At 71.6% G+C, this 20024-nt stretch carries 18 protein-coding genes and 1 riboswitch; of the genes, 9 read left to right on the top strand and 9 right to left on the bottom strand.

What is annotated here, in order from left to right; translation table 11 throughout:
• Nucleotides 1-3: 3 nt before the first annotated feature.
• From LPA41_RS09105 to LPA41_RS09075, 7 genes are all read right to left on the bottom strand, one after another.
• A complete protein-coding gene (locus LPA41_RS09105; RefSeq protein WP_229069555.1) occupies nucleotides 4-2988 on the bottom strand; it encodes a Calx-beta domain-containing protein in 2985 nt (994 codons plus the stop codon).
• A 14-nt stretch (nucleotides 2989-3002) separates the two neighbouring features.
• Nucleotides 3003-3082, bottom strand: a riboswitch (cyclic di-GMP riboswitch).
• Nucleotides 3083-3314: 232 nt separating this feature from the next.
• Nucleotides 3315-3932: a response regulator transcription factor gene (locus LPA41_RS09100; protein WP_229069554.1), complete on the bottom strand. Its 618-nt coding sequence runs from the start codon at nucleotides 3930-3932 to the stop codon at nucleotides 3315-3317.
• Complete coding sequence (locus LPA41_RS09095; protein WP_229069553.1) at nucleotides 3929-5074, bottom strand: sensor histidine kinase; 1146 nt, start codon at nucleotides 5072-5074, stop codon at nucleotides 3929-3931. Before LPA41_RS09095 ends, LPA41_RS09100 begins: the two co-directional genes overlap by 4 nt.
• Nucleotides 5071-5862, bottom strand: coding sequence for an ABC transporter permease (locus tag LPA41_RS09090; RefSeq protein ID WP_229069552.1), 792 nt, complete (start codon nucleotides 5860-5862; stop codon nucleotides 5071-5073). The genes LPA41_RS09095 and LPA41_RS09090 overlap by 4 nt, the downstream gene beginning before the upstream one ends.
• A complete protein-coding gene (locus LPA41_RS09085) occupies nucleotides 5859-6704 on the bottom strand; it encodes an ABC transporter ATP-binding protein (RefSeq protein ID WP_374238141.1) in 846 nt (281 codons plus the stop codon). The genes LPA41_RS09090 and LPA41_RS09085 overlap by 4 nt, the downstream gene beginning before the upstream one ends.
• 101 nt (nucleotides 6705-6805) lie before the next feature.
• Nucleotides 6806-7588, bottom strand: coding sequence for an ABC transporter permease (locus tag LPA41_RS09080; RefSeq protein ID WP_229069549.1), 783 nt, complete (start codon nucleotides 7586-7588; stop codon nucleotides 6806-6808).
• On the bottom strand, nucleotides 7585-8514 hold the full coding sequence (locus LPA41_RS09075) for an ABC transporter ATP-binding protein (RefSeq protein WP_229069547.1): 930 nt from the start codon (nucleotides 8512-8514) through the stop codon (nucleotides 7585-7587). The genes LPA41_RS09080 and LPA41_RS09075 overlap by 4 nt, the downstream gene beginning before the upstream one ends.
• 133 nt (nucleotides 8515-8647) lie before the next feature.
• On the opposite strand from LPA41_RS09075, the gene rnhA reads away from it, so the two are divergent.
• Nucleotides 8648-9109 (top strand): ribonuclease HI, encoded by a 462-nt coding sequence (gene rnhA / locus LPA41_RS09070; protein WP_229069545.1) that lies wholly within the window; start codon nucleotides 8648-8650, stop codon nucleotides 9107-9109.
• A gap of 19 nt (nucleotides 9110-9128) precedes the next feature.
• Here rnhA and LPA41_RS09065 read toward each other — a convergent pair whose 3' ends face one another.
• Complete coding sequence (locus LPA41_RS09065) at nucleotides 9129-9761, bottom strand: hypothetical protein (RefSeq protein ID WP_229069543.1); 633 nt, start codon at nucleotides 9759-9761, stop codon at nucleotides 9129-9131.
• Between the two features lie 401 nt (nucleotides 9762-10162).
• Between LPA41_RS09065 and LPA41_RS09060 the strand changes: the two genes are divergently transcribed.
• From LPA41_RS09060 to LPA41_RS09025, 8 genes are all read left to right on the top strand, one after another.
• Complete coding sequence (locus LPA41_RS09060) at nucleotides 10163-11452, top strand: ABC transporter substrate-binding protein (protein ID WP_229069542.1); 1290 nt, start codon at nucleotides 10163-10165, stop codon at nucleotides 11450-11452.
• 64 nt (nucleotides 11453-11516) lie between these two features.
• A complete protein-coding gene (locus tag LPA41_RS09055; protein WP_229069541.1) occupies nucleotides 11517-12584 on the top strand; it encodes a DNA polymerase domain-containing protein in 1068 nt (355 codons plus the stop codon).
• A gap of 175 nt (nucleotides 12585-12759) precedes the next feature.
• A complete protein-coding gene (locus LPA41_RS09050; RefSeq protein ID WP_229069540.1) occupies nucleotides 12760-13872 on the top strand; it encodes a sensor histidine kinase in 1113 nt (370 codons plus the stop codon).
• Between the two features lie 3 nt (nucleotides 13873-13875).
• Nucleotides 13876-14526, top strand: a complete 651-nt coding sequence (locus tag LPA41_RS09045; RefSeq protein ID WP_229069539.1) for a response regulator transcription factor — start codon at nucleotides 13876-13878, stop codon at nucleotides 14524-14526.
• Nucleotides 14527-14616: 90 nt separating this feature from the next.
• Entirely contained in the window at nucleotides 14617-17334 is a 2718-nt protein-coding gene (locus tag LPA41_RS09040) for a bifunctional diguanylate cyclase/phosphodiesterase (RefSeq protein WP_229069538.1), read from the top strand.
• Nucleotides 17335-17353: 19 nt separating this feature from the next.
• Nucleotides 17354-17791: a TIGR03618 family F420-dependent PPOX class oxidoreductase gene (locus LPA41_RS09035; RefSeq protein ID WP_229069537.1), complete on the top strand. Its 438-nt coding sequence runs from the start codon at nucleotides 17354-17356 to the stop codon at nucleotides 17789-17791.
• 3 nt (nucleotides 17792-17794) lie between these two features.
• Nucleotides 17795-18697, top strand: coding sequence for a TIGR03619 family F420-dependent LLM class oxidoreductase (locus LPA41_RS09030; protein WP_229069535.1), 903 nt, complete (start codon nucleotides 17795-17797; stop codon nucleotides 18695-18697).
• 17 nt (nucleotides 18698-18714) lie between these two features.
• Entirely contained in the window at nucleotides 18715-19413 is a 699-nt protein-coding gene (locus LPA41_RS09025) for a carbohydrate-binding protein (RefSeq protein WP_229069533.1), read from the top strand.
• Between the two features lie 147 nt (nucleotides 19414-19560).
• Here LPA41_RS09025 and LPA41_RS09020 read toward each other — a convergent pair whose 3' ends face one another.
• Nucleotides 19561-19962, bottom strand: a complete 402-nt coding sequence (locus tag LPA41_RS09020; protein ID WP_229069531.1) for an Hsp20/alpha crystallin family protein — start codon at nucleotides 19960-19962, stop codon at nucleotides 19561-19563.
• Nucleotides 19963-20024 lie beyond the last annotated feature (62 nt).

Raw genomic sequence — 20024 nt, 5'->3', positions numbered from 1 at the left:
TGCTTACTTGATGGTGACCTTGCGAGAGGTCGTGTAGTTCGGCAGGATGCCCGTGGCGGTGTTGCCCGCGACGAACGCCCGCAGCGTCAGCGACTTACCGCTGGCGATCTTCACGCTGTGCGTGTAGCTGCCGTTGGCGCCGGTCTTGCCCTTGTAGACGGTCTTCCAGGCACCGCTGACCCAGCTCTGGACCATGACGTCCTGGCCGGCGCCCTTCGGGTTGCCGGTGACGGCGACCGTCATGGTGCCGCGGCTCGGCGAGGTGGCCGTGAACGCCGGGTTCTGCTTGACCCGCACCGTGATCGTGTCCGACCACAGGTCGCCGGCCTTGACCCGGAACTGGTAGCCCTGGCCGATCCAGCGCGCGAGCGAGTAGTTCCCGTTCGCGGCACTCGTGGTGGCCCGCAGCCGCTCCCACTCGCCGTTGCCGCCCATCGCCATGCCGTAGAGCTCGACAACCGTGTTCGGAGCCGCCTTGCCGGCGATCGTCGCGGTGTTGCCACCGGTAAGCGTCGCGGCCGTGGTCGAGATGCTCGGCTTCGCGGGCTCCGGGTCCGTCGGATCGGTCGGGTCCGTCGGGTCTGTCGGGTCTGTCGGGTCTGTCGGGTCCGTCGGATCGGTCGGGTCGGTCGGGGTCGTCGGCGTCTCACCGTCGTTGGCGGCGATCGTCACCGTGCCGGGCGTCACCGTGCCGGCGCCACCGAAGCCGGTGCCGGAGACGACGATCGTCTCGGCCGACTCCTTGGCCTCGTCGTCGGTCAGCTCGACATCACCCACGTCGAGGGTCGTCCCGGACGGGCTGCCCGCGAGAATCGTCACGGGCTGAACGCCCGGGTCCACGAAGTCGGTCGCCCCGGCCGCCGTGCTGCCGTTCACCGACCCGCCCTGGAACGTGACGTTGAAGGCGACGTCGGCCTGCGCGACGCCCCTGGTGACGCCGGTGACGGCGACCGTGTCGCCCTCTTCGCCCGTCGCGTTGACGATCTCCAGCGACGGAGCCGCGTCGTCGTTCTGGAGCGTGACGTTGCCGGTCTTGGCACCCTGGGTGACGCCGGAGCCCGGCGGGGTGACCGCAACGGCCATCTGCTCGTCGGCCTCGTAGACCTCGTCGCCGTTGACCAGGAAGAAGGCGTAGCCGGTGGTCTGACCGGCCGGGATGACGACCGATGCCGGTGTCAGGTAGTCGCTTCCACCGACCGTCGTGACGTTCTCGTCCTTGGCGCTACCGGTCACGCCGACCGTGAAGGTCAGGTTGGTGCTGGCCGGGTTCGACAGCTTGACGGGCAGGGTGACCACCGTGCCCTCGTTGCCCTCCTTCATCGCCACCGAGCCGACGGTGAACGTGGGCAGGGCGTCGTCATCGGTGATCGTGACGTCCACCGGCGTGCCGGAGGTCATCCCGCCGCCCACCGTCGCGGTGGTGGTGGTGATGGTGGCCTGGTAGGTCTCGTCGCCCTCGTTCAGGGTGTCGCCGACGATCTCCACGTCGAAGGTCTTCTGCGTCTCGCCCGCCGCGAAGACAACCGTGCCGGTCCGGGCGATGAAGTCGCTGCCGGCCGTGGCCTTACCCGGACCCGGGGTGGCGGCTGCCGCCTCCCAGTCGACGAGAACCTTCTGACCGGATGCCCGGTCCAGCTTGAGCGTGAAGGTCTGCCGGATCCGTCCGGTGTTGCCCTCGGCGATCTTCCGAGTGGCCGGCAGCAGGGTGACCGTGGGCATGGCGTCGTTGTCGTAGATCCGGCCGGTGCCGACCGCGTCGTCGCCCAGCACCGCGATGTTGGGCTTCTCCAGCAGGATCTTCAGGTACTCCGGGTCGACCTCGTCGATCGAGTCGTTCGTGGTCCGCACCGCGATCGCCTGCTGGCGGTTGACACTTGTCGGGCCTACCGTGTCGTCGGACGTGGCGGGGAAGGTGACGGTCGCGTCGACGGCCGTGTAGTCGGCGCCGGCGGTGGCCTCGTGCCCCTTGGCGTCGGCGGCCTCGACATCCGGGCCGGCGCCGTCAGCGCTGGTGTAGTCCACCGTGACGGCCCGCTCCGAGGGCGCCGACAGCGAGACGTTGAACGACAGCGCGGTGCCTTCCGCCGGCGTCTTAGCACCAGCGTCGAACGTGGCCGGAGCGATCTCGACCTCGGGGGTCTCCTCGTTGTCGACGATCGTCACCGTCGTGCTCGCGGTGCCCGTGACGTCGTCGTCGGCCGTGCCCTTGATCGTGAGGTCCTGCCGCGGTTCCTCGAACAGATCGTCGTCGTTGATCGTGAGCGCCTCGGTGTCACTCTCCAGATCGCCGGGCGCAACGGTCAGGGAGGCGGCGCTCAGCGCCGTGTAGTCGAGCGTCGCACCGGCCTTCGCCGTGCCGTTCGCCGAGGTGATCGGGATCGTGATCTCCCGCCCGGCCGGCGCGGAGAGCCGAGCCGAGATGTTCACCGCGCCAGCACCCTCGTCCGGGCTGGGCTCGTCGACCACCAGCGAATAGGTCGGCGGGTTGTCGTTGTCAGCGATCCTAAGATTGATCACCTCGGTCGAGGCGTCCGCCCCGGTGAACGTCAGGACCAGGTTCTCGAGGTCCTCGTCCAGCGCGTCGTTGACCGTCTGGATGGAGACGGTCTTCGACTGCGCCGAGTACGGCGCGGTCTCGTCGGCCGAGAAGCTGACCTCACCGGTTGCCGCCACGAAGTCTTCGTCGCTGGTGCCCGGAGTGGTGCCCGCCGCGATCTCCCACGTCAGCGTCGTCTCGGTCAGGGCAGTCTGAGATGCTGCCCGGTCGATCTCGATGCTGAAGGCGTTGCCTTCGGTGACCTGCAGTGCGGTGGGCGTAATGGTGAAGCCGGCGACCGCGGCCCGGGCCGGGGCGGCGTCCAGCACGACGGGAGCGAACCCCATCGCGCCGGCGACGGCCACCGCGAGGACCGTCCGCATGGACTTCGGGCCACGCAGCGCGAACGGAATCGAGCCGCTCTTGGCCGCATGGGCTTGTGGATAGCGCATGTGTTTCTTTCTCCTTCGGCGGCTGGGCTACCTCCGTTCGGGGAGGCCCCTGGCTTTGCGCCCCCGCCTCACGACGGGTTTGCCTGTTCGGGTACCGCGCCTGCTGGCCGCTCAGAGGGGCCGGGCAGACACCGGGGAACCGGTTGTGAGCAGCGCAAACAGCGGATCTTGTGCTGACCTGAGGTCGCGCCATCCGTAATCTAACCGGCGTATCGTGCCCTTATCGGCAGAACGGGTTATTACGTCGAATGGCCCTCAAGTGTCGCGAAGGAACGTACCGGCAGGAACCGGCCGGTGCCCGTACGGCTCAGAGAAGGCCGTACCGCTCAGAGAAGGCCGTGCCGCATCGCCGTGGTCACCGCCGCGGTGCGGTCCGCGACGTCCAGCTTGTTGAAGACCCGCAGCAGGTGCGTCTTCACGGTCGCCTCCGAGATGAACAGGCGCCTGCCGATCTCGGCGTTCGTCAGGCCCGCCGCCACCTGGCGCAGCACCTGCGTCTCCCGGGCCGACAACGGCGGCGGGGCGGGGGTGCGCACCTGGCGCACCAGGGTCGACGCGACGCTCGGGGCCAGCACCGTCTCACCGCGGGCGGCGGCCCGGACGGCGTCCGCCAGTTCGGCCGGGGTGGCGTCCTTCAGCAGGTAGCCGGAGGCACCGGCCTCGATGGCGCGCAAGATGTCGCGGTCCGACTCGTACGTGGTCAGCACCATCACCCGCACGTCCGGGGCAGCCGCCAGGATCCGGCCGGTCGCCTGCACGCCGTCGCCGCCGGGCATCCGCAGGTCCATCAGCACGATGTCCGGGCGCTCGGCCAGCGCCAGCGCCACACCCTCGGTGCCGGAGGAGGCCTCGCCGATCACCGTGAGGTCGGCCTCGGCGTCGAGCATGCCGCGCAGGCCCATCCGGACCACCGGGTGGTCGTCGACGAGCAGGATCCGGATCACGCGGGTATCTCCAGTTCGAGGGTGGTGCCGTCGGACGCCGAGCTTCGCACGGTCACCCGGCCGCCGATCTGGGTGGCCCGGGCGCGCATCCCGGACAGGCCGAAACCGCCGTCCCCGGCGGCCGGGTCGAAGCCGCGGCCGTCGTCCCGGACCACCAGGCGCACACTCGCCGGCGAGTAGGCCAGCAGCACCGCCACCTCACCGGCCGCGGCGTGCCGGCGCACGTTCGTCAGCGCCTCCTGGGCGGCACGCAACAACACCACCTCGGCGGCCGTCGGCAGGTCCCGGGGCTCGCCGGTGACCCGTACCGTGGCCGGGACGTCCGCCTCCTCGCTGAACCGTGACGCCTGCCGGCGTACCGCCTCGGGCAGGGAAGCCGAAGCCAGCGCCGCGGGTGAGAGAGCCGCGACGAGCGCCCGCGACTCGGCCAGGTTCTCCCGGGCGGTGCGTACCGCGAGCGCGAGGCGCTCGTCCGCCAGCTGCGGATCGGCCGCCTGGACCAGCGTGATGATGCTGGTGAAGCCCTGCGCGAGAGTGTCGTGGATCTCGCCGGCCAGGCGGTTGCGCTCGGCCGCGACACCCGTCTCGTGGGAGAGCCGGGCCAGCTCGGCCCGGCTCTCCTCCAGCTCCGCGATGAGCGAGGCGCGCTCCTGGCTCTGCTGGACCATCTGGGTGATCCAGACGCCGATGCAGAGCCCGGCGCCCGTCGAGATGACGGCGACCAGCACGTCGATGGCGATGCCACCGGGGTCGGCACGCAGCTCCGCCAGCACCGGGATCACGTTCGCGACGACGACCAGGACGATCGCGCGGCGCAGCGGGACCATCATGAAGAACACCGGCACGACGGCGAACATCAGCCAGGTCACCAGCGGTACGCAGACGATCGCCGCCGCGAAGAGCACCAGGTGGGCCAGGCACACGAGCAGCGCCGCGGTGTTCTCCGCATCCCGCCGGATCAGCGTGCGGCCGACGACGAAGTGCAGCACCGCCATCGCGGCGATCGCGGTGACGGCGGCGGCCCGGAGCCCGGGCGCGAAGCTGTCCGTGATGACGGTCGCGATCGACACCGCGACCGCGACCACCAGGAAGTATACGTCCCACAACCAGAGCCCGGTCGTGGCGCGGGCCGCCGGCCTCATCGCTCGCTGTTGTTCCACCGGAAGGTCGCCAGGCACAGCACCAATCCGACCACACACCACGCGGCCAGGACCAACGCCACCTTGCCCAGCTCCCAGGAGCCGTTGAGCTCCTGCGCGGCCGCCGAGTCGGGCAGGAACACGTACCGGAAGCCTTGCGCCATCCACCGCACCGGGAAGATCGAGGCCACGCTGATCAGCCAGTCCGGGAGCTGGCTCATCGGCTGGATGAACACGCCGGACACGAACTGCAGCGCCACCACCGGCACGTTCAGGATGCCGCCGGCGTTGCGGGCGTTGCGGACCAGCGCGCTCACCGCGACACCGAGCAGCGAACAGGCGATCACCGAGAGCAGGAAGATCCAGGCGAAGGTCAGCCAGCGGGACGCCTCCGGCAGCGGCATGTCGAAGACCAGCACACCCATCAGGATCAGCAGCGCCGCCTCGGCGAGGCTGAGCACCAGGACCAGGACAGCCTTGCCGATCAGGTACGCGGTGACCGGCATCGGCGTGCCCCGCAGCCGTTTGAGGGTCCCGTCCTCGCGGTCCAGGGCCAGGCCGGCGCCCATCGTCACGAAGGCGGTGTTCAACACCCCGTACGCCACCATGCTGGCCGTGAAGACCTGGCTCGCGCTGACACCCGAGTCGTTGTACTGATCACCGAAGATGGTGCCGAAGAGGAGCAGCAGCATCGCCGGGAACGCGAACGTGAAGATCAGGGCGGTCTTGTCCCGGACGAACTGCAGCAGCTCGACAGTGCCCCGGCTCAAGCTCATGGCGATCGTGCTCATCGGGCACCACCGATCAGGCGAAGGTAGGTGTCTTCCAGGGTCGGCCGGGTGATCGTGAGCGTGGTCAGGTCGACATCGGTCGCCACCAGCCGCCGGATCAGCTCCGTGGGGTCGTCGTGCACTTCCTCGTACGCCACGCCGTCCTCGCGCCAGCTCACCCGGGCCGCCGCCGCGGACCGGCCGCCCAGCGTGGCCGGGGAGCCCTCGGCGACGATCCGGCCGCCGGCCATCACGACGAGCCGGTCGGCGAGGGCCTCCGCCTCGTCCAGGTAGTGCGTGGTGAGCACGATGGTGGTGCCGTCACCGGCGAGCCGGCGGATCAGCTCCCAGAACTGGCGGCGGGCCTCCGGGTCGAAACCGGTCGTCGGTTCGTCCAGGAAGAGCAGTTCGGGGCTGCCGACGATGCCGAGCGCGACGTCGACGCGGCGGCGCTGGCCGCCGGAGAGCGTACGGATCTTGCTGTTCCGCTTGCCGGTCAGCCCGACCAGTTCGATCACCTCGTCGGCCGCCCGCGGCGACGGGTAGAACCCGGCGATGTGCCGGACCATCTCCCGCACGGTCAGGTCGGCGGCGTCGTCGGCGTCCTGCAGGACGATCCCGATCCGGGTACGCCACTGCGAACCCGCCCGGCCCGGATCCTCGCCGAGCACCCGTACGTCCCCGGCGGTCCGGCGGCGGTGTCCTTCGAGGATCTCCACGGTGGTGGTCTTGCCGGCGCCGTTCGGCCCGAGCACCGCGAAGATCTCGCCGCGGGCCACCACCAGGTCCACGCCGGCGACCGCGTCCCGATCGCGATATGTCTTACGAAGCCCAGTTACTTCGATCGCTTCCATGCCGTCGATCGTGCCGCCTGCGGTGGCCCGGACGGGACGACCGCCCGGGTGTCACCGGCTGTCAACCGATCGATGGACACGGGCGGCCGGCAGAAGCCGCCGCCCGGCGCTCACTCCCAGCGGAAGTTGCGGGCCGCCGCGGTCAGCCACACCACGGCCCACGCGCCCAGGCTCAACCAGATCGTGAACGGGACCGACGCGTCGTACAGCAGCGTCGCCCGCAGCGCCTCCGCGTGCGCGGCGAGCGGCAACAGGAACCAGCCCGCCGTGCCGAGGTCCGGTGCGGCGAACATGATGCCGCCGACCGAGAGCATCAGCACGTAGATGAGGGTGGCCGCACCGGTCGTCGTCTCCGGCTTGAGCACGCTGGCCAGCAGCAGGGCCAGCCCGCTGTATCCGGCGGCGGCGAGCACGGTGGCCGCGATCGCCGGGAGGAGCTGGTCGCCGTGCGGGCGCCAGCCCACCGCGAACCCGACCAGACCGAGAACGAGCACCTGCGCGACGATCTGCACGAGCACCGCGGCCGTCTTGGCGAGCAGCAGACCCGGCCGGGTCAGCGGCGACGCGCCCAGACGTTTGAGGACGCCGTAGCTCCGCTCGTACCCCGTGGTGATCGCCTGGCCGGTGAAGGCCGTCGACATCACGGTCAGCGCCAGCACGCCCGGGACGACGAAGCCGAGCCGGTCGTCGGTCGGCAGGTTCGTCACCTCGAACAGGCCGGCACCCAGCAGCACCAGCAGGGGTACGCCCATCGCCAGCACCACTGCCTCGCCACGGCGGGCGGTCAGCAGCAGTTCCATCCGGATCTGCCGGCCGATGATCGTCCGCATCGGGGCCCGGCCCGGCGCCGGCGCGAACGTGCCCGCACCCGGCTTGACGGTTCCCGCGCTCACTTGGCTGCTCCCGCGAAGTTGGAGGTGAGGGACAGGTAGACGTCCTCGAGCGTGCGCCGCCGGCTGCTCACCGCGGTGACCTGCGCGTCCACGCCGGCGAACCAGCCGAGCACGTCGGCCAGGGCGCGGGTGTCCAGGGCGCCGGCGATCGCGTACTCCCCCGGCGACGTCTCGGTGACCTGGTGATGAGCGCGCAGCCCGGTCAGGTCCAGGCCCGGGTCGGCGCGCACCTCGAGCAGGTCGATGCCGGCGGCCGCGGTCAGTTCGGCCGGCGTCCCGGTCGCCGCCACCTGGCCGTTCCGCATGATCACCACGTCGTCGGCGAGCCGCTCCGCCTCGTCCAGCAGGTGCGTGGTGAGCAGCACCGAGACACCGTCGGCGCGCAGCTCCTCGATCAGCTGCCACGTGGTGTGCCGCGCCTCGGTGTCCATGCCGGCGGTCGGCTCGTCCAGGAAGACCAGCTCGGGCCGGCCCACCAGGGCGACCGCGAGGCTGAGTCGCTGCTGCTCACCGCCGGAGAGCCGCCGGAACCGGGTGCGCTCCACAGTGCGCAGGCCCAGCCGGTCCATCAGCATGCCGGTGTCGAGCGGGTTGGCCGCGAAGGAGGCGAACAGCCGCAGGATCTCACCGGCCGCCGCCCACGGGTAGACGCCACCCGACTGCAGCATGATCCCGAGGCGGGGCATCAGCTCGTCGTGGTCGCCGACCGGGTCCAGGCCGAGCACCCGGACCTCGCCCGTATCCGGCCGCCGGAACCCCTCACAGACCTGGAGCAGGCTGGTCTTGCCGGCGCCGTTGTGGCCGAGCAGCGCCAGCACCCGTCCCCGGCGCGCACCCAGGGACACGCCGTCGACGGCCGTCCTGTCGCCGTAGCGCACCACGACGTCTCGCACCTCGACCGCCGCGGCCACGTCGCCACCCACCATTGAGCTCCCGCCCCATCAGGTTCGAATTCGCCGCCACCGCCACCTTACGGCGGGAGGCGGGAAACCCTCGGCACGCCCGCCCCGCAGGATGCAATGCCTCACGCCCATTCTCCCTGACGGTAGGGTGCGCGGCATGAGCAGCCCCGTTGTCGAGATCTACACGGACGGCGCGTGCGTGCCCAATCCCGGGCCGGGCGGCTGGGGTGCCGTCCTGCGGTACGGCCGGGCCGAGAAAGACCTCTGCGGCGGCGAGGCCAGCCCGACCACGAACAACCGGATGGAACTGATGGCGCCGATCTCCGCACTGGAGACGCTGAACCGGGCGCCGCTGACGGTCGACATCTACACCGACAGCATCTACGTCCGCGACGGCATCACCAAGTGGCTGCCCCGCTGGCGCGCGAACGGCTGGCAGACCTCCGCCCGCCAGCCGGTCAAGAACGTCGACCTGTGGCAGCGCCTCGACGCCGCGGTCCGCCGGCACGAGGTCCGCTGGCACTGGGTGAAGGGCCACGCCGGCCACCCCGAGAACGAACGCGCCGACCGCCTCGCCGCCCGCGGCCTGCGCGAGGCCCTCGAAGCCGCAAAGGTCTGACCCCGCTCCCGGCGGGTCTTCAGGAGCCGCGCGGGCCGGGAATCCGCGGCCCGGGACTCCGCGGGCCGGGACTCCGCGGGCCGGGACTCCGCGGGCCGGGACCGTGCGGCCTGGTGTCCTCGTCGTCGAGCGCCGGAGCGGCCACCTTGGCCCGCGCGACCCGATCCGGCGGCAGGCGGTAGGTGGCCGCCCGCACCAGTTCCTCCGGGACCATGTGCCGCCCTTCCCGGGCCACCCGCTGCTCCGGCACCGGCGTGGGCCCCGCCACCTCCGGCACCGGGAACGCCGGGCGCGGCGAAGCGGGCTCGCTGCGTGCGGGCGCCTGCGGAGCGGCGGGGGCGGGGGGTGCGGCTGGGCGCTCTGACGGGGGTACGGGCAACGCTGCGCCCGGGCCAGCAGGAGGGATTCCGGCCGCTTCCGAGGGCATCGGCACCGCGGCACGCACTCCGGACCGTTCGCGTCGTCGTCCGGCCGCGCGGGCGGCCATGCTGAAGACGCTGCGGGTGCCTGTCGCGTAGCCGTCCCGGTAGGCCTCGGCGCGGTCCGCGTTGTGCCGGCGGCGCTGGTGGACCCGGCCGGCGGCGTAGGCGCAGCAGGCCACGAAACCGACGAGCAGGCCATAGAGGATCACGAGGTCGCCGGGAGCGGTCATGCCTTGATTGTGACGATGTGGATAGACCGCGAGCTATGGCCCGTTTGACGTACCCCGAATGAATTAGCTCCAAGGCTCAACCGTGCGGCAGCCGTTCCGCTCACACCGGGTGCGACACGGACAGGCACCCGACAGACACGCGACAGGCCAGGTGAACGAGCCGGACAGGTGCCGGACACGCGGGATTCACCGGGCCCGGACGACGCGCGAACACGCCCGATTGTGATCTCTACTGCAGGGTAACCAGAGCCGGCAGGACATCTATCGAGGTCAAGATTGGGACCGCCACTCTGCCAGCTAACGGCACGATAGGTCACTAGTTGACACATTTGCGCGCCGGGCGGCACGGTACTCCCAGTTGTCCACAAGACAACGACAAGCTTGGATGATTGGGGTAGGCCATGGGTCTCACGGTGCGGCCCCGGCGCGTACTCGCCGCTGTCGCCGGGGTGGTCCTGTTGCTCGGCACGGGCGCCTGCGGCAGCGATGACGAGGACGCCGCCTCGGCGAAGGTGGAGGTTTTCACCTGGTGGGCCGAGGGCGGCGAGAAGGCCGGCCTGGACGCCCTGGTCGGCCGCTTCGGCACGGACTGCGCCGGGCAGCAGTTCACCAACGGCGTGGTGGCCGGCGGCGCCGGGATCAACGCGAAGCAGGTGCTCACCGCGCGGCTCGCCCAGAACGACCCGCCGGACACCTTCCAGGTGCACGCCGGCGCGGAGCTCGCCGAGTACATCGACGCCGGCCGGGTCGAGGACCTGACCGGAGAGTACGACGCGTGGGGCCTGCGCCAGGCACTCCCCCAGGGCCTGATCGACGACCTCACGGTCGACGGGAAGATCTACTCGATTCCGGCGAACGTGCACCGCGCCAACGTGGTCTGGACCAACCCGCAGGTGCTCTCCGACGCGGGGGTGAACAGCGCGCCCAAGACGCTCGCCGCCTTCCTGCGCGACCTGGAGAAGCTGCGCAAGGCCGGCGTCGAGTCGCCGCTCGCGCTGGGCCGCGACTGGACCCAGCTCATGCTGCTCGAGGCGGTGCTGATCAGCAAGCTCGGCGCCGCGAAGTTCGCCGGCCTGTTCACCGGCGCGACGAGCTGGAACGACAGCCTGGTCTCCGGCGCCATCCGGGATTTCGACAGGCTCGTCGCCTACAGCAACGCCGACCGGGACGCGCTGGACTGGCCGGACGCGCAGCGCCTGCTCATCGACGGCAAGGCCGGTTACCAGCTGATGGGTGACTGGGAGGCAGCCGATCTGGAGGCCAACGGTTTCACGGCGTACGACTGGTTCACCTTCCCCGGCAACAAGAACGCCTTCCAGTGGCTGGCGGACTCGTTCGTGCTCTCCACCGGCGCCCCCAACCCGGAGGGTACGAAGTGCTGGCTGAAGACCGTCGCCTCGGTGGAGGGGCAGCGGGCGTTCAGCGTGGCGAAGGGTTCGATACCGGCACGTACCGACGCCGCCACCGGTAACGCGGCGGCCGACGGCTTCACCGCCTACCAGCAGTCGGCCATGCAGGACTGGAAGTCGGCGACGCCGGTGCCGTCCTGCGCGCACGGCTCGGCCTGCCCGCAGGCGTGGCAGAACGCGGTGAACAGCGCGCTCAGCGCCTGGTCGACGACGCACCACGACACGACCGCACTGCAGAAGGCGCTGGCCGCCGCCGCGAACCAGTTCACCAAGCAGGGCTGACGCGCCGGCATCGCGCAGGGCCGGGCGGACGGCGGATCCGCCCGGTTTCCGGCACGATGGGCACATGGCTGCTTCCAAGGATCCGGCAGGCGCTGCTTCCAGGAGTTCGGCGGGCGCTGCTTCCAGGAGTTCGGGCGGCGCCAAGGGCCCGGCCGGTGAGGAGCGCGACGGCGTCAAGCTGACCAACCTGGATCAGGAGCTCTTCCCCGGCGCCGGCGCGACGAAGCGCGACCTCGTGGACTACCTGGACACGATGGCCGACCGGCTCGTCCCGGTGCTGCGTGACCGGCCGCTCTCGGTGATCCGGGTCCTGCCCAAGAAGCCGGGCGGCGAGGACCAGAGGTTCATGCAGAAGAACCTGCCCAAGTACACCCCGGACTGGGTGCCGCGGACCAGCATCTGGGCGGACGCGTCGCACCGCGAGGTGACGTACGCGATGGGCAACGACCGCCGCACGCTGCTCTGGTTCGGCAATCAGCGGGCGATCGAGTACCACCCCGGTCTCACGCTCGCCGGTTCGCACCACCCCACCCACCTGATCATGGATCTGGACCCGCCGGAGGACGCCGGTGACGAGAAGGCCGGGTTCCGGCTCGCCGTCGGGGCCGCCCGGCTGGTCCGGCAGGTGCTCGCCGACGCCGGCATGACCGGGGCGGTCAAGACGTCCGGCTCCAAGGGCGTGCACGTCTTCGTCACCCTGGCACCGGACACCGCCCCCGACGACGTGGCCGCCGCGCAGCGAGCCGTCGCCGCCCGCGCGGAACGCCTCGACCCGGCGCTCGCCACCACGGCCTTCATCCGGGAGGACCGCCACGGCAAGGTCTTCCTCGACGCGACGCGGGCGGGTGGGGCGACGGTGGCGGCCGCGTACAGCCCGCGCATCCGCCCCGGCGTCCCGGTCTCGTTCCCGGTCGCCTGGGCCGACCTCGACGCGGTGTCCCCCGGCGACTTCACCGTGCACACCGCGCCGGGGCTGCTCGCCGGCCGCGACGCGTGGGCCGAGGCCCTGCCCGCGCCGCAGCCGCTGGAGAAGAGCCTGATCGAGGAGGGACACACCATCCCGGTGGCCCGGGTCCAGGCCATGCACGAGGGCAAACGCCGGGCCAAGGCACGGCGCGAAGCCACACCCTGACCGGGCGGCGCCGGCGGCCGGGCGGCGGCGCGACGCCCGGGCTGCGGCAGGCGGGCTACCTTGTCGAGCATCGGGACATACATCGAACGATGTAGCTCGTACGCGGGAGGAGTCCATGCGGGTGCCATCGCCGGGACGACGCGCCGGCCCGCAGCACGGCCCTAGCGTCCCGGGCATGACCATCGATCTGGCAACGAAGAGATTCACCGGGGCGGCCGCCGTGCTGACCCTGGTCGGGGTGCCCGCCGGGCTGGCGATCACCGGCGGGCACGTGGACGGCGTCTTCACCGGCCCGCTCGCCGGCACGCTCGCGCTGCTCGCCCTCGGCATCCGCCGGTGGCCCCGTACCGTCCTGGTGCTGTCGCTGCTCGTCCTGCTCGGGCAGCGCGGCGCGTTCCTCCTCGACGCGGGCGGTGTCTGGCCGGCCACCGCCGCCTTCGCCGGTGTGGTGCTGGCCGGGCGGACCCGGTTCGCGATCGTCACCGGTGCGGTGGCGCTGCTGTACTGGACGGTCTGGGACGCGACGGTGGCCCAGCAGTCGTCGGACTGGGTGCTGGCACATTCCGGCGGGGAGGCGCTCTGGCTGGCGGCCGTGCTGGCCGGCGTCACCGCGTACCGCAGCTCGTCGCTCTGGCGCGCCGAGGTCGCGCACCGGATCACCCAGGACGAGCGGCAGCGCGAGGTCGAGGCGCGCCGGAGGCGGGCCGAGGAACGCGTGGAGATCGCCCGCGACCTGCACGACGTGGTCTCGCACACGCTGGCCGTGGTGGGGGTGCACCTGAACGTGGCGATCGACGCGTTCGACGCCGAGCCGGAGGAGGCGCGGGCGTCGCTGAAGCTGGCCCAGGACGTGCGCAACCAGGCGATGACCGATCTGAAAGCGCTGGTCGGCGTGTTGCGCGAGGGCGAAGTGCCGGCCCTGGCAAGCCTGTCCGGGCTGGTCGATCAGGTACGCGCCGCGGGTCTCGAGGTCTCGCTCACCGAGTTCGGCGACCCGGTGGAGGTGCCCGCGCCGGTCGCCACCGCCGTCTACCGCGTGGTGCAGGAGTCGCTGACCAACACGGTCCGGCACGCGGGCGCCAGCCGTGCCGTGGTGACGCTGCGGTACTCACCGACCCGGGTGGTCGTCGACGTCCAGGACAACGGTGACGCGGTGCCGGAACCGGTGGTGGACGGGCACGGCATCGCCGGGATGCGGGAGCGGGTGGCCGCGCTCGGCGGGGCGCTGACGGCCGGGCCCGGCCGGAACGGTTTCACGGTACGCGCAGGCATCCCGATCCCGGAGTGACGCATGACGATCAGGGTTCTTCTCGCCGACGACCAGCACCTGGTCCGCGCCGGTTTCCGCAGCCTGCTGCGGCGGGGGCGGGACATCGACGTCGTCGGCGAGGCGTCGACCGGGGACGAGGCGGTACGCGCCGCGCGTACCCTGCGCCCCGATGTCATCCTGATGGACATCCGCATGCCGGGGCTGGACGGGATCACCGCGACGAAGCAGATCCTCGCGTTCGCCACCTGCCGGATCATCATCCTGACCACGTTCGAGACCGACGAGTACGTGTTCTCCGCGCTCGCGGCCGGCGCCAGCGGTTTCCTCACCAAGGAGATCGAGCCGGACGGCCTGCGCGCCGCGGTCCGGGTGGTCGCGGCCGGCGACGCGCTGCTCTCGCCCAGTGTCACCCGCCGGGTGGTCGGGCAGTTCGCCCAGCGGCCGGTGCCGGCGGCCGCGCGACCGGGCGGCGACCGGCTGGCCGTGCTCACCGACCGGGAGCGCGAGGTGGTCGGGCTGGTCGCCACGGGGCTCTCCAACGACGAGATCGCCGCCCGGCTGGTGATCAGTCCGTTGACCGCGAAGACCCACGTCACCCGGGCGATCGCCAAGCTCGGTGTCCGGGACCGGGTGCAGCTGGTGATCGTCGCCTACGAGGACGGTCTGATCTGAATTTCCCTCAGGCCGGGCGCCGGCGGCCCGATGTCCCGAGTACTCAGCCCGGCACACACTCGCCGGCACACGGGAGTACCGGAGGATCGGATGCGGAACAGCACGGTGGCCCAGGATCCATCGGCGGTGCGCCGGTGGACCGGGCTCCGCATCGTCGTCGGTACCCTGTTCGTCCTGGTCGCCGTGCTGATCGGCGCCGGCGTGGGCGGGCCGGCGACGACCCGGGCGGTCACCGCGGGCGCCCTGCTCGTCGCCGCGACCGCCGCGGCCGCGGCGTGCCTGCGCCGCTCCCGCACCTTCACCGGACGGTCCCGGTGGGGCTGGGCCGCCGTCGCCGCCGGGGTGTTCTGCTGGGGCGCCGGCCAGTTCCAGTTCGTGGTCTCCGCCGGATCGGACATCGAGCCCGTCCTGGTCCACCCCCACCTCACCCTGATCGGGATGGCGGTCCTGGTCCCGGCCGGCCTGCTGATCCTGCCGAGCACGGCCCAGCCGCTCGCCAACCGGGTCCGCAGCGTGCTGGACGGCCTGCTGATCGCCCTGTCCCTGGCGCTCGTCGCCTGGGTGTTCCTGGTCGACCCGATCACCGAGCCGGGCACCGGCCCGGGGCTGCCGTTCTACCTGACGCTGATCTTCCCGCTCGGGGACATCGTGATCGCCACGATGGTCGCCTACATGCTTCCGCAGCAGCGGCGGCTGCACGGCTGCGGCGCGGACCTCGCGCTCGTCGGCCTCGGTGTGCTCGCCTTCGCGGTCACCGACTTCGGGTACGCCTACCTCGGGCTGATCCACGACGACGGCGCCGGCCGGCTGCTCGACCTCGGATGGATCGCCGGTTACGCCCTGATCCTGCTCGCCGGGCTGCGGCCCAAGGCGCCGGCGATCGCGCCGGTCGACGTGCCGCGTGCGCTGAGCGGCGGTGCGGTGCTGCTGCCCTATGTGGCGGTGCTGGCCGCGCTCGCCTCCAGCGTGCTGTTCCACGTCTCCACCGGCCACAGCCACCCGTTCGTCGCGTACACCCGCTCGTTCTTGATCTTGCTGATCGTCGGCCGGCAGCTCCTCACCCAGCTGGAGAACCGCAACCTGACAAGCACCCTGGAGAAGCGGGTCGCCGACCGGACCGCCGCGCTCTACGCCCGGGAACAGCAGTTCCACGCGCTTGTCCAGCAGAGTTCCGACGTCGTCACCGTGGTCAGCCCGGAGTCGGACGTGCTCTATCAGAGCGAGTCGGTGCAGCGGATCTTCGGCTATCCCGCGCGGTACCTCACCCACCGGCGCCTCACCCAGCTGCTCGACCCGGAGTCGGCGCTGCGGCTGGCACAGACCCTGCGGCAGGTCACCGGGCGCCCGCACGCGACGACCGTGCTGGAGCTGACGGTGCGGCACCGTGACGGGCGCACCCGGCAGGCCGAGATGACGATCACGAACCTGCTGGACGACCCGCACGTCCGCGGCCTGGTCCTGAACACCCGGGACATCAGCGAGCGGATGGAGTTGCAGGAACAGATCGTGCACGAGGCGTACCACGACTCGCTCACCCAGCTCGCCAACCGGGCGCTGTTCCGGGACCGGACGGCCTTCGTGCTCGCCAACGGCGGCGGCGTCACCGCGCTGCACCTGGACCTGGACGGCTTCAAGCGGGTCAACGACAGCCTCGGCCACCTCGCCGGCGACCAGCTCCTGGTGCAGGTGGCCGACCGGATCCGCGGCTGTGTGCGGGACGACGACGTGGTCGCGCGGTTCGGGGCGGACGAGTTCGGCGTGCTGGTGGAGTCGGACGGCGCCGAGGCCGTGGCGCGCCGGATCCTGGACGACCTGGAGGCCCCGGTCGCGGTCGGTGACCGGCTGATCCACGTGCGGGCCAGCATCGGGCTGGCGTCGGACGCCGATCTGGAGGCCGCCGCCGACGAGACGTCCGGCGAGCGCGCCGAGCAGATCATGCGCAACGCCGACCTCGCCATGCACCACGCGAAAGCGGCCGGCGGCGGGGTCTTCGCCGGGTACCGCCCGCGGATGCGTGACGGCCTGATCGAACGACTGGAGCTCGAATCCGACCTGCGCGGCGCCCTGGAACGCGGCGAGCTGCGCCTGCACTACCAGCCCACGGTGGACCTGGAGACCCATGAGGTGGTCGGGTTCGAGGCGCTGGCCCGCTGGCCGCACCCCACCCGCGGCATGATCAACCCGCTGGAGTTCATCCCGATCGCCGAGGCGACCGGCCTGATCGTGCCGCTCGGCCGCTGGGTCCTGCACGAGGCGTGCCGGCAGGCCGTCGAGTGGAGCACCGCCGCCGGTGGCCGCCCGCTGAAGATGTCGGTGAACGTGTCGGTCCGGCAGTTCGACCAGGCCGACCTGGCACAGACCGTGACCGCCGTGCTCGCCGAGACCGGCATGCCCGCCGACCGTCTCTGCCTGGAGATGACCGAGAGCGTCCTGATGACCGACACCGAGGCGAACCTGGAGCAGCTCGTCCGGCTCAAGGCACTCGGCCTCACCCTCGCGATCGACGACTTCGGCACCGGGTACTCGTCCCTGGCCTACCTGCGCCGATTCCCGGTGGACACCCTCAAGATCGACCGCTCGTTCGTGGAACGCCTCGGCGTCCTCGCCGACGACACCGCGCTCACCGACACCATCGTCCGCCTCGGCAAGAGCCTCGGCATGGCGACGGTGGCCGAGGGCATCGAGGAGTTCGGCCAGCTGGCCGCGCTGCGCGAGATGGGGTGCGGCTTCGCACAGGGCTACTACTTCTCCCGCCCGGTCCCGGCGCACGAGGCGGGCCGCCTGTTCCTGGAGGGCGCACCGGCCTGAACTTGACTAGGGTTCAGCCATGGGAGCACTCGAGGACGCCTGGGAACTGAGCCGCTCCGAGACCGGGCTGGCCATCGTGTCCACGGTCCGGGCCGACGGGACGGTCCAATCCACGCTCGTCAACACGGGGATCGTCGAGCACCCGGCGGGCGGCGGGCCGGTCCTGGCGTTCGTGACCTACGGGTCGGTCAAACTGCGGAACCTGCGGGAGCGGCCACAGCTGGCGGTCGCGTTCCGCAGCGGCTGGCAGTACGCGACGGTCGAGGGACGGGCGCTGCTGGCGGGACCGGACGATCCGCAGCCGTGGCTCGACCCGGAACGGTTTCGGCTGCTGCTGCGCGAGATCTTCACGGCCGCCGGCGGGACGCACGACGACTGGCCCGCCTACGACCGGACCATGATCGAGCAGCGCCGGACAGCGGTCCTGGTCGCACCGACCCGCGTCTACTCGAGCTGACCGATGCTGATCAGTTTCGGGTGCCCGGTCGCCGGTGCCTGGGCGGAGCCGGAGACGCTTGCCGCGGTGGCCCGCCGTGCCGACGAACTGGGCTACCACGGGCTCTGGGCGTTCCAGCGGCTCCTCGTCGGCCGGGAGCAGGACCTGGCGCCGGTCTACCGCAGCGTGCTCGACCCGATCGTCGCGCTGACCTGGGCCGCCGCGGCCACCCGGCGGATCCGGCTCGGCGTCTCGGTGATCAACCTGCCGTACCTGTCACCCGCCTACCTCGCCAAGCAGGTGAGCACCCTGGACGTGCTCTCCGGCGGGCGGTTCGACCTCGGGCTGGGCAGCGGCTGGTCGGAGCCGGAGTTCCTGGCGACCGGTTCTGACCCGAGGCCGCGCGGGCGGCGCATCGAGGAGTACCTCGCGGTGCTGCGGACACTCTTCGCCGGTGGCGAGTCGGCACACGACGGCGAGCTCTACACCCTTCCGCCGAGCCGGATGGCGCCGCCACCGGTGCAGCCGGGCGGCCCGCCGATCCTGCTGGGCGGCGGCGCGGACGTGGCGCTGCGCCGGGCCGGGCGGATCGCCGCCGGCTGGGTGAGCAGCAGCCGGGCGAGCCTCGACGAGATCGCGCGCGGTGCGGCAATCGTCCGGGCGGCGGCCGAGGAGGCCGGAAAGGACCCGGCAACGGTACGGGTCGTCGTGCGCGGCGCCGTGCGGCCGGGCCGGCGGGACGAGTCGGTGCCGCTGTCCGGGTCGTGGCGGCAGATCCGGGACGGCGCCCGGCGTTACGCCGAGGCCGGGGCGACGGAACTGTTCTACGACCCGAACTGGGACCCTCGGATCGGCGGGCCGGACGCCGACCCGAAGACCGCCGCCGAACTGGGCGAAGAGATCCTCACCGAACTGGCCCCGGACTGACTCATTACCCTGATCCGGTGGACCCGCGATCTCCGAACGTCTACCGCACCCGTTCGTGGACCAACCGCCGCCGCGCCCTGACCGGGCTCGGCGGCGTTGCGTTGTTGCTGGCCGGGTACGGTCTCGGCCGCTGGCAGGACACCCCGGCGCAGGTGCTTCCGGCCGCCGCGGCGGCCACTTCGGCGGCACCGTCCGCCGCCGCGCCGGCCACCACGGAACAGGCCACCACAGAGCCGGCCACCACAGAGCCGGCCACCACCGAGCCGGCCACCACCGAGCCGGCGTCCGCGCCGGCCACGCCGGCGCCGGTCCCCGTCGAGTACCCGGTGCTGCAGGCCGAGGCCGCCACCGAACTCGCCGGCGCGCAGGCGCAGGACACCGAGGACGAGGGCGGCGGCCAGAACGTCGGCTGGATCAACCGGGGCGACCACCTGCGGTTCGACAACCTCGACTTCGGCCAGGTGGCGGCGACCAAGGCGAGGCTGCGGCTGTCGTGCGGCATCGACCTCGCCGGCCGCGTCGAAATCCGCCTGGACAGCAAGGAGAACGCCCCGGTCGGCGAGGTGTCGGTGAGCAACACCGGCGGCTGGCAGAACTGGCGTACGTCCATCGCGGCGCTCACCCCGGTCACCGGCGTGCACACCGTGTTCCTGACGTTCACGGCGCCGGACGACACCGAGTTCGTCAACGTGAACTGGCTCCAGTTCGGGCGCTGAACGGCGTCGTCCCGGCCCCTGACCGGCTCATTCACGCGCTGACCGGCTCATTCACGCGCTGACCGGCTCGTTCATGCTGACCGGCTCGTTCGCGCTGACCGGCTGGTTCGCGCGCTGACCGGCTCGGTTCGGCGCTGAGAGGCGTACTCAGGCGTTCGTGATCTCGATCTTGCGGGGTTTCTGCTCCAGAACCGGGATCCGCAGCGTCAGCACGCCCGTCTCGTACCTGGCCTCCAGCCGGTCGGTGTCCAGCGTCTCGGCGAGGTGGACCTGCCGGGAGAAGTCGCCCATCTCGCGCTCCGCGACGACCAGCCGCACGTTCTCGGCGTCGTCGCGCCGGCGCTCGGCGCGGACCGTCAGCACCTTGCCGTCGACCGTGATGTCGATCGAGGCGGGGTCGACGCCGGGCAGGTCGATGTCGATGAAGAAGGTGTCGTCCCGGCGGTAGGCGTCGAGGCGGGCGCCCGCCTCCCGGGTGGCGTAGACCCGGGCGGTGAGTCGCTCGAGGTCACGCACCGTGGGCGTGCGAAGGGTCGCAGTGCTGAGCATGGGTGGCTCCTCAAGTATTGAGCGTGGGTGACTCAACTTCGGCAAACCGAGAATCTCGCTCC

This window comes from Actinoplanes sp. DH11 (assembly GCF_020873875.1).
Taxonomy (GTDB): domain Bacteria; phylum Actinomycetota; class Actinomycetes; order Mycobacteriales; family Micromonosporaceae; genus Actinoplanes.
This window is presented reverse-complemented; position numbering and strand designations above follow the sequence as displayed.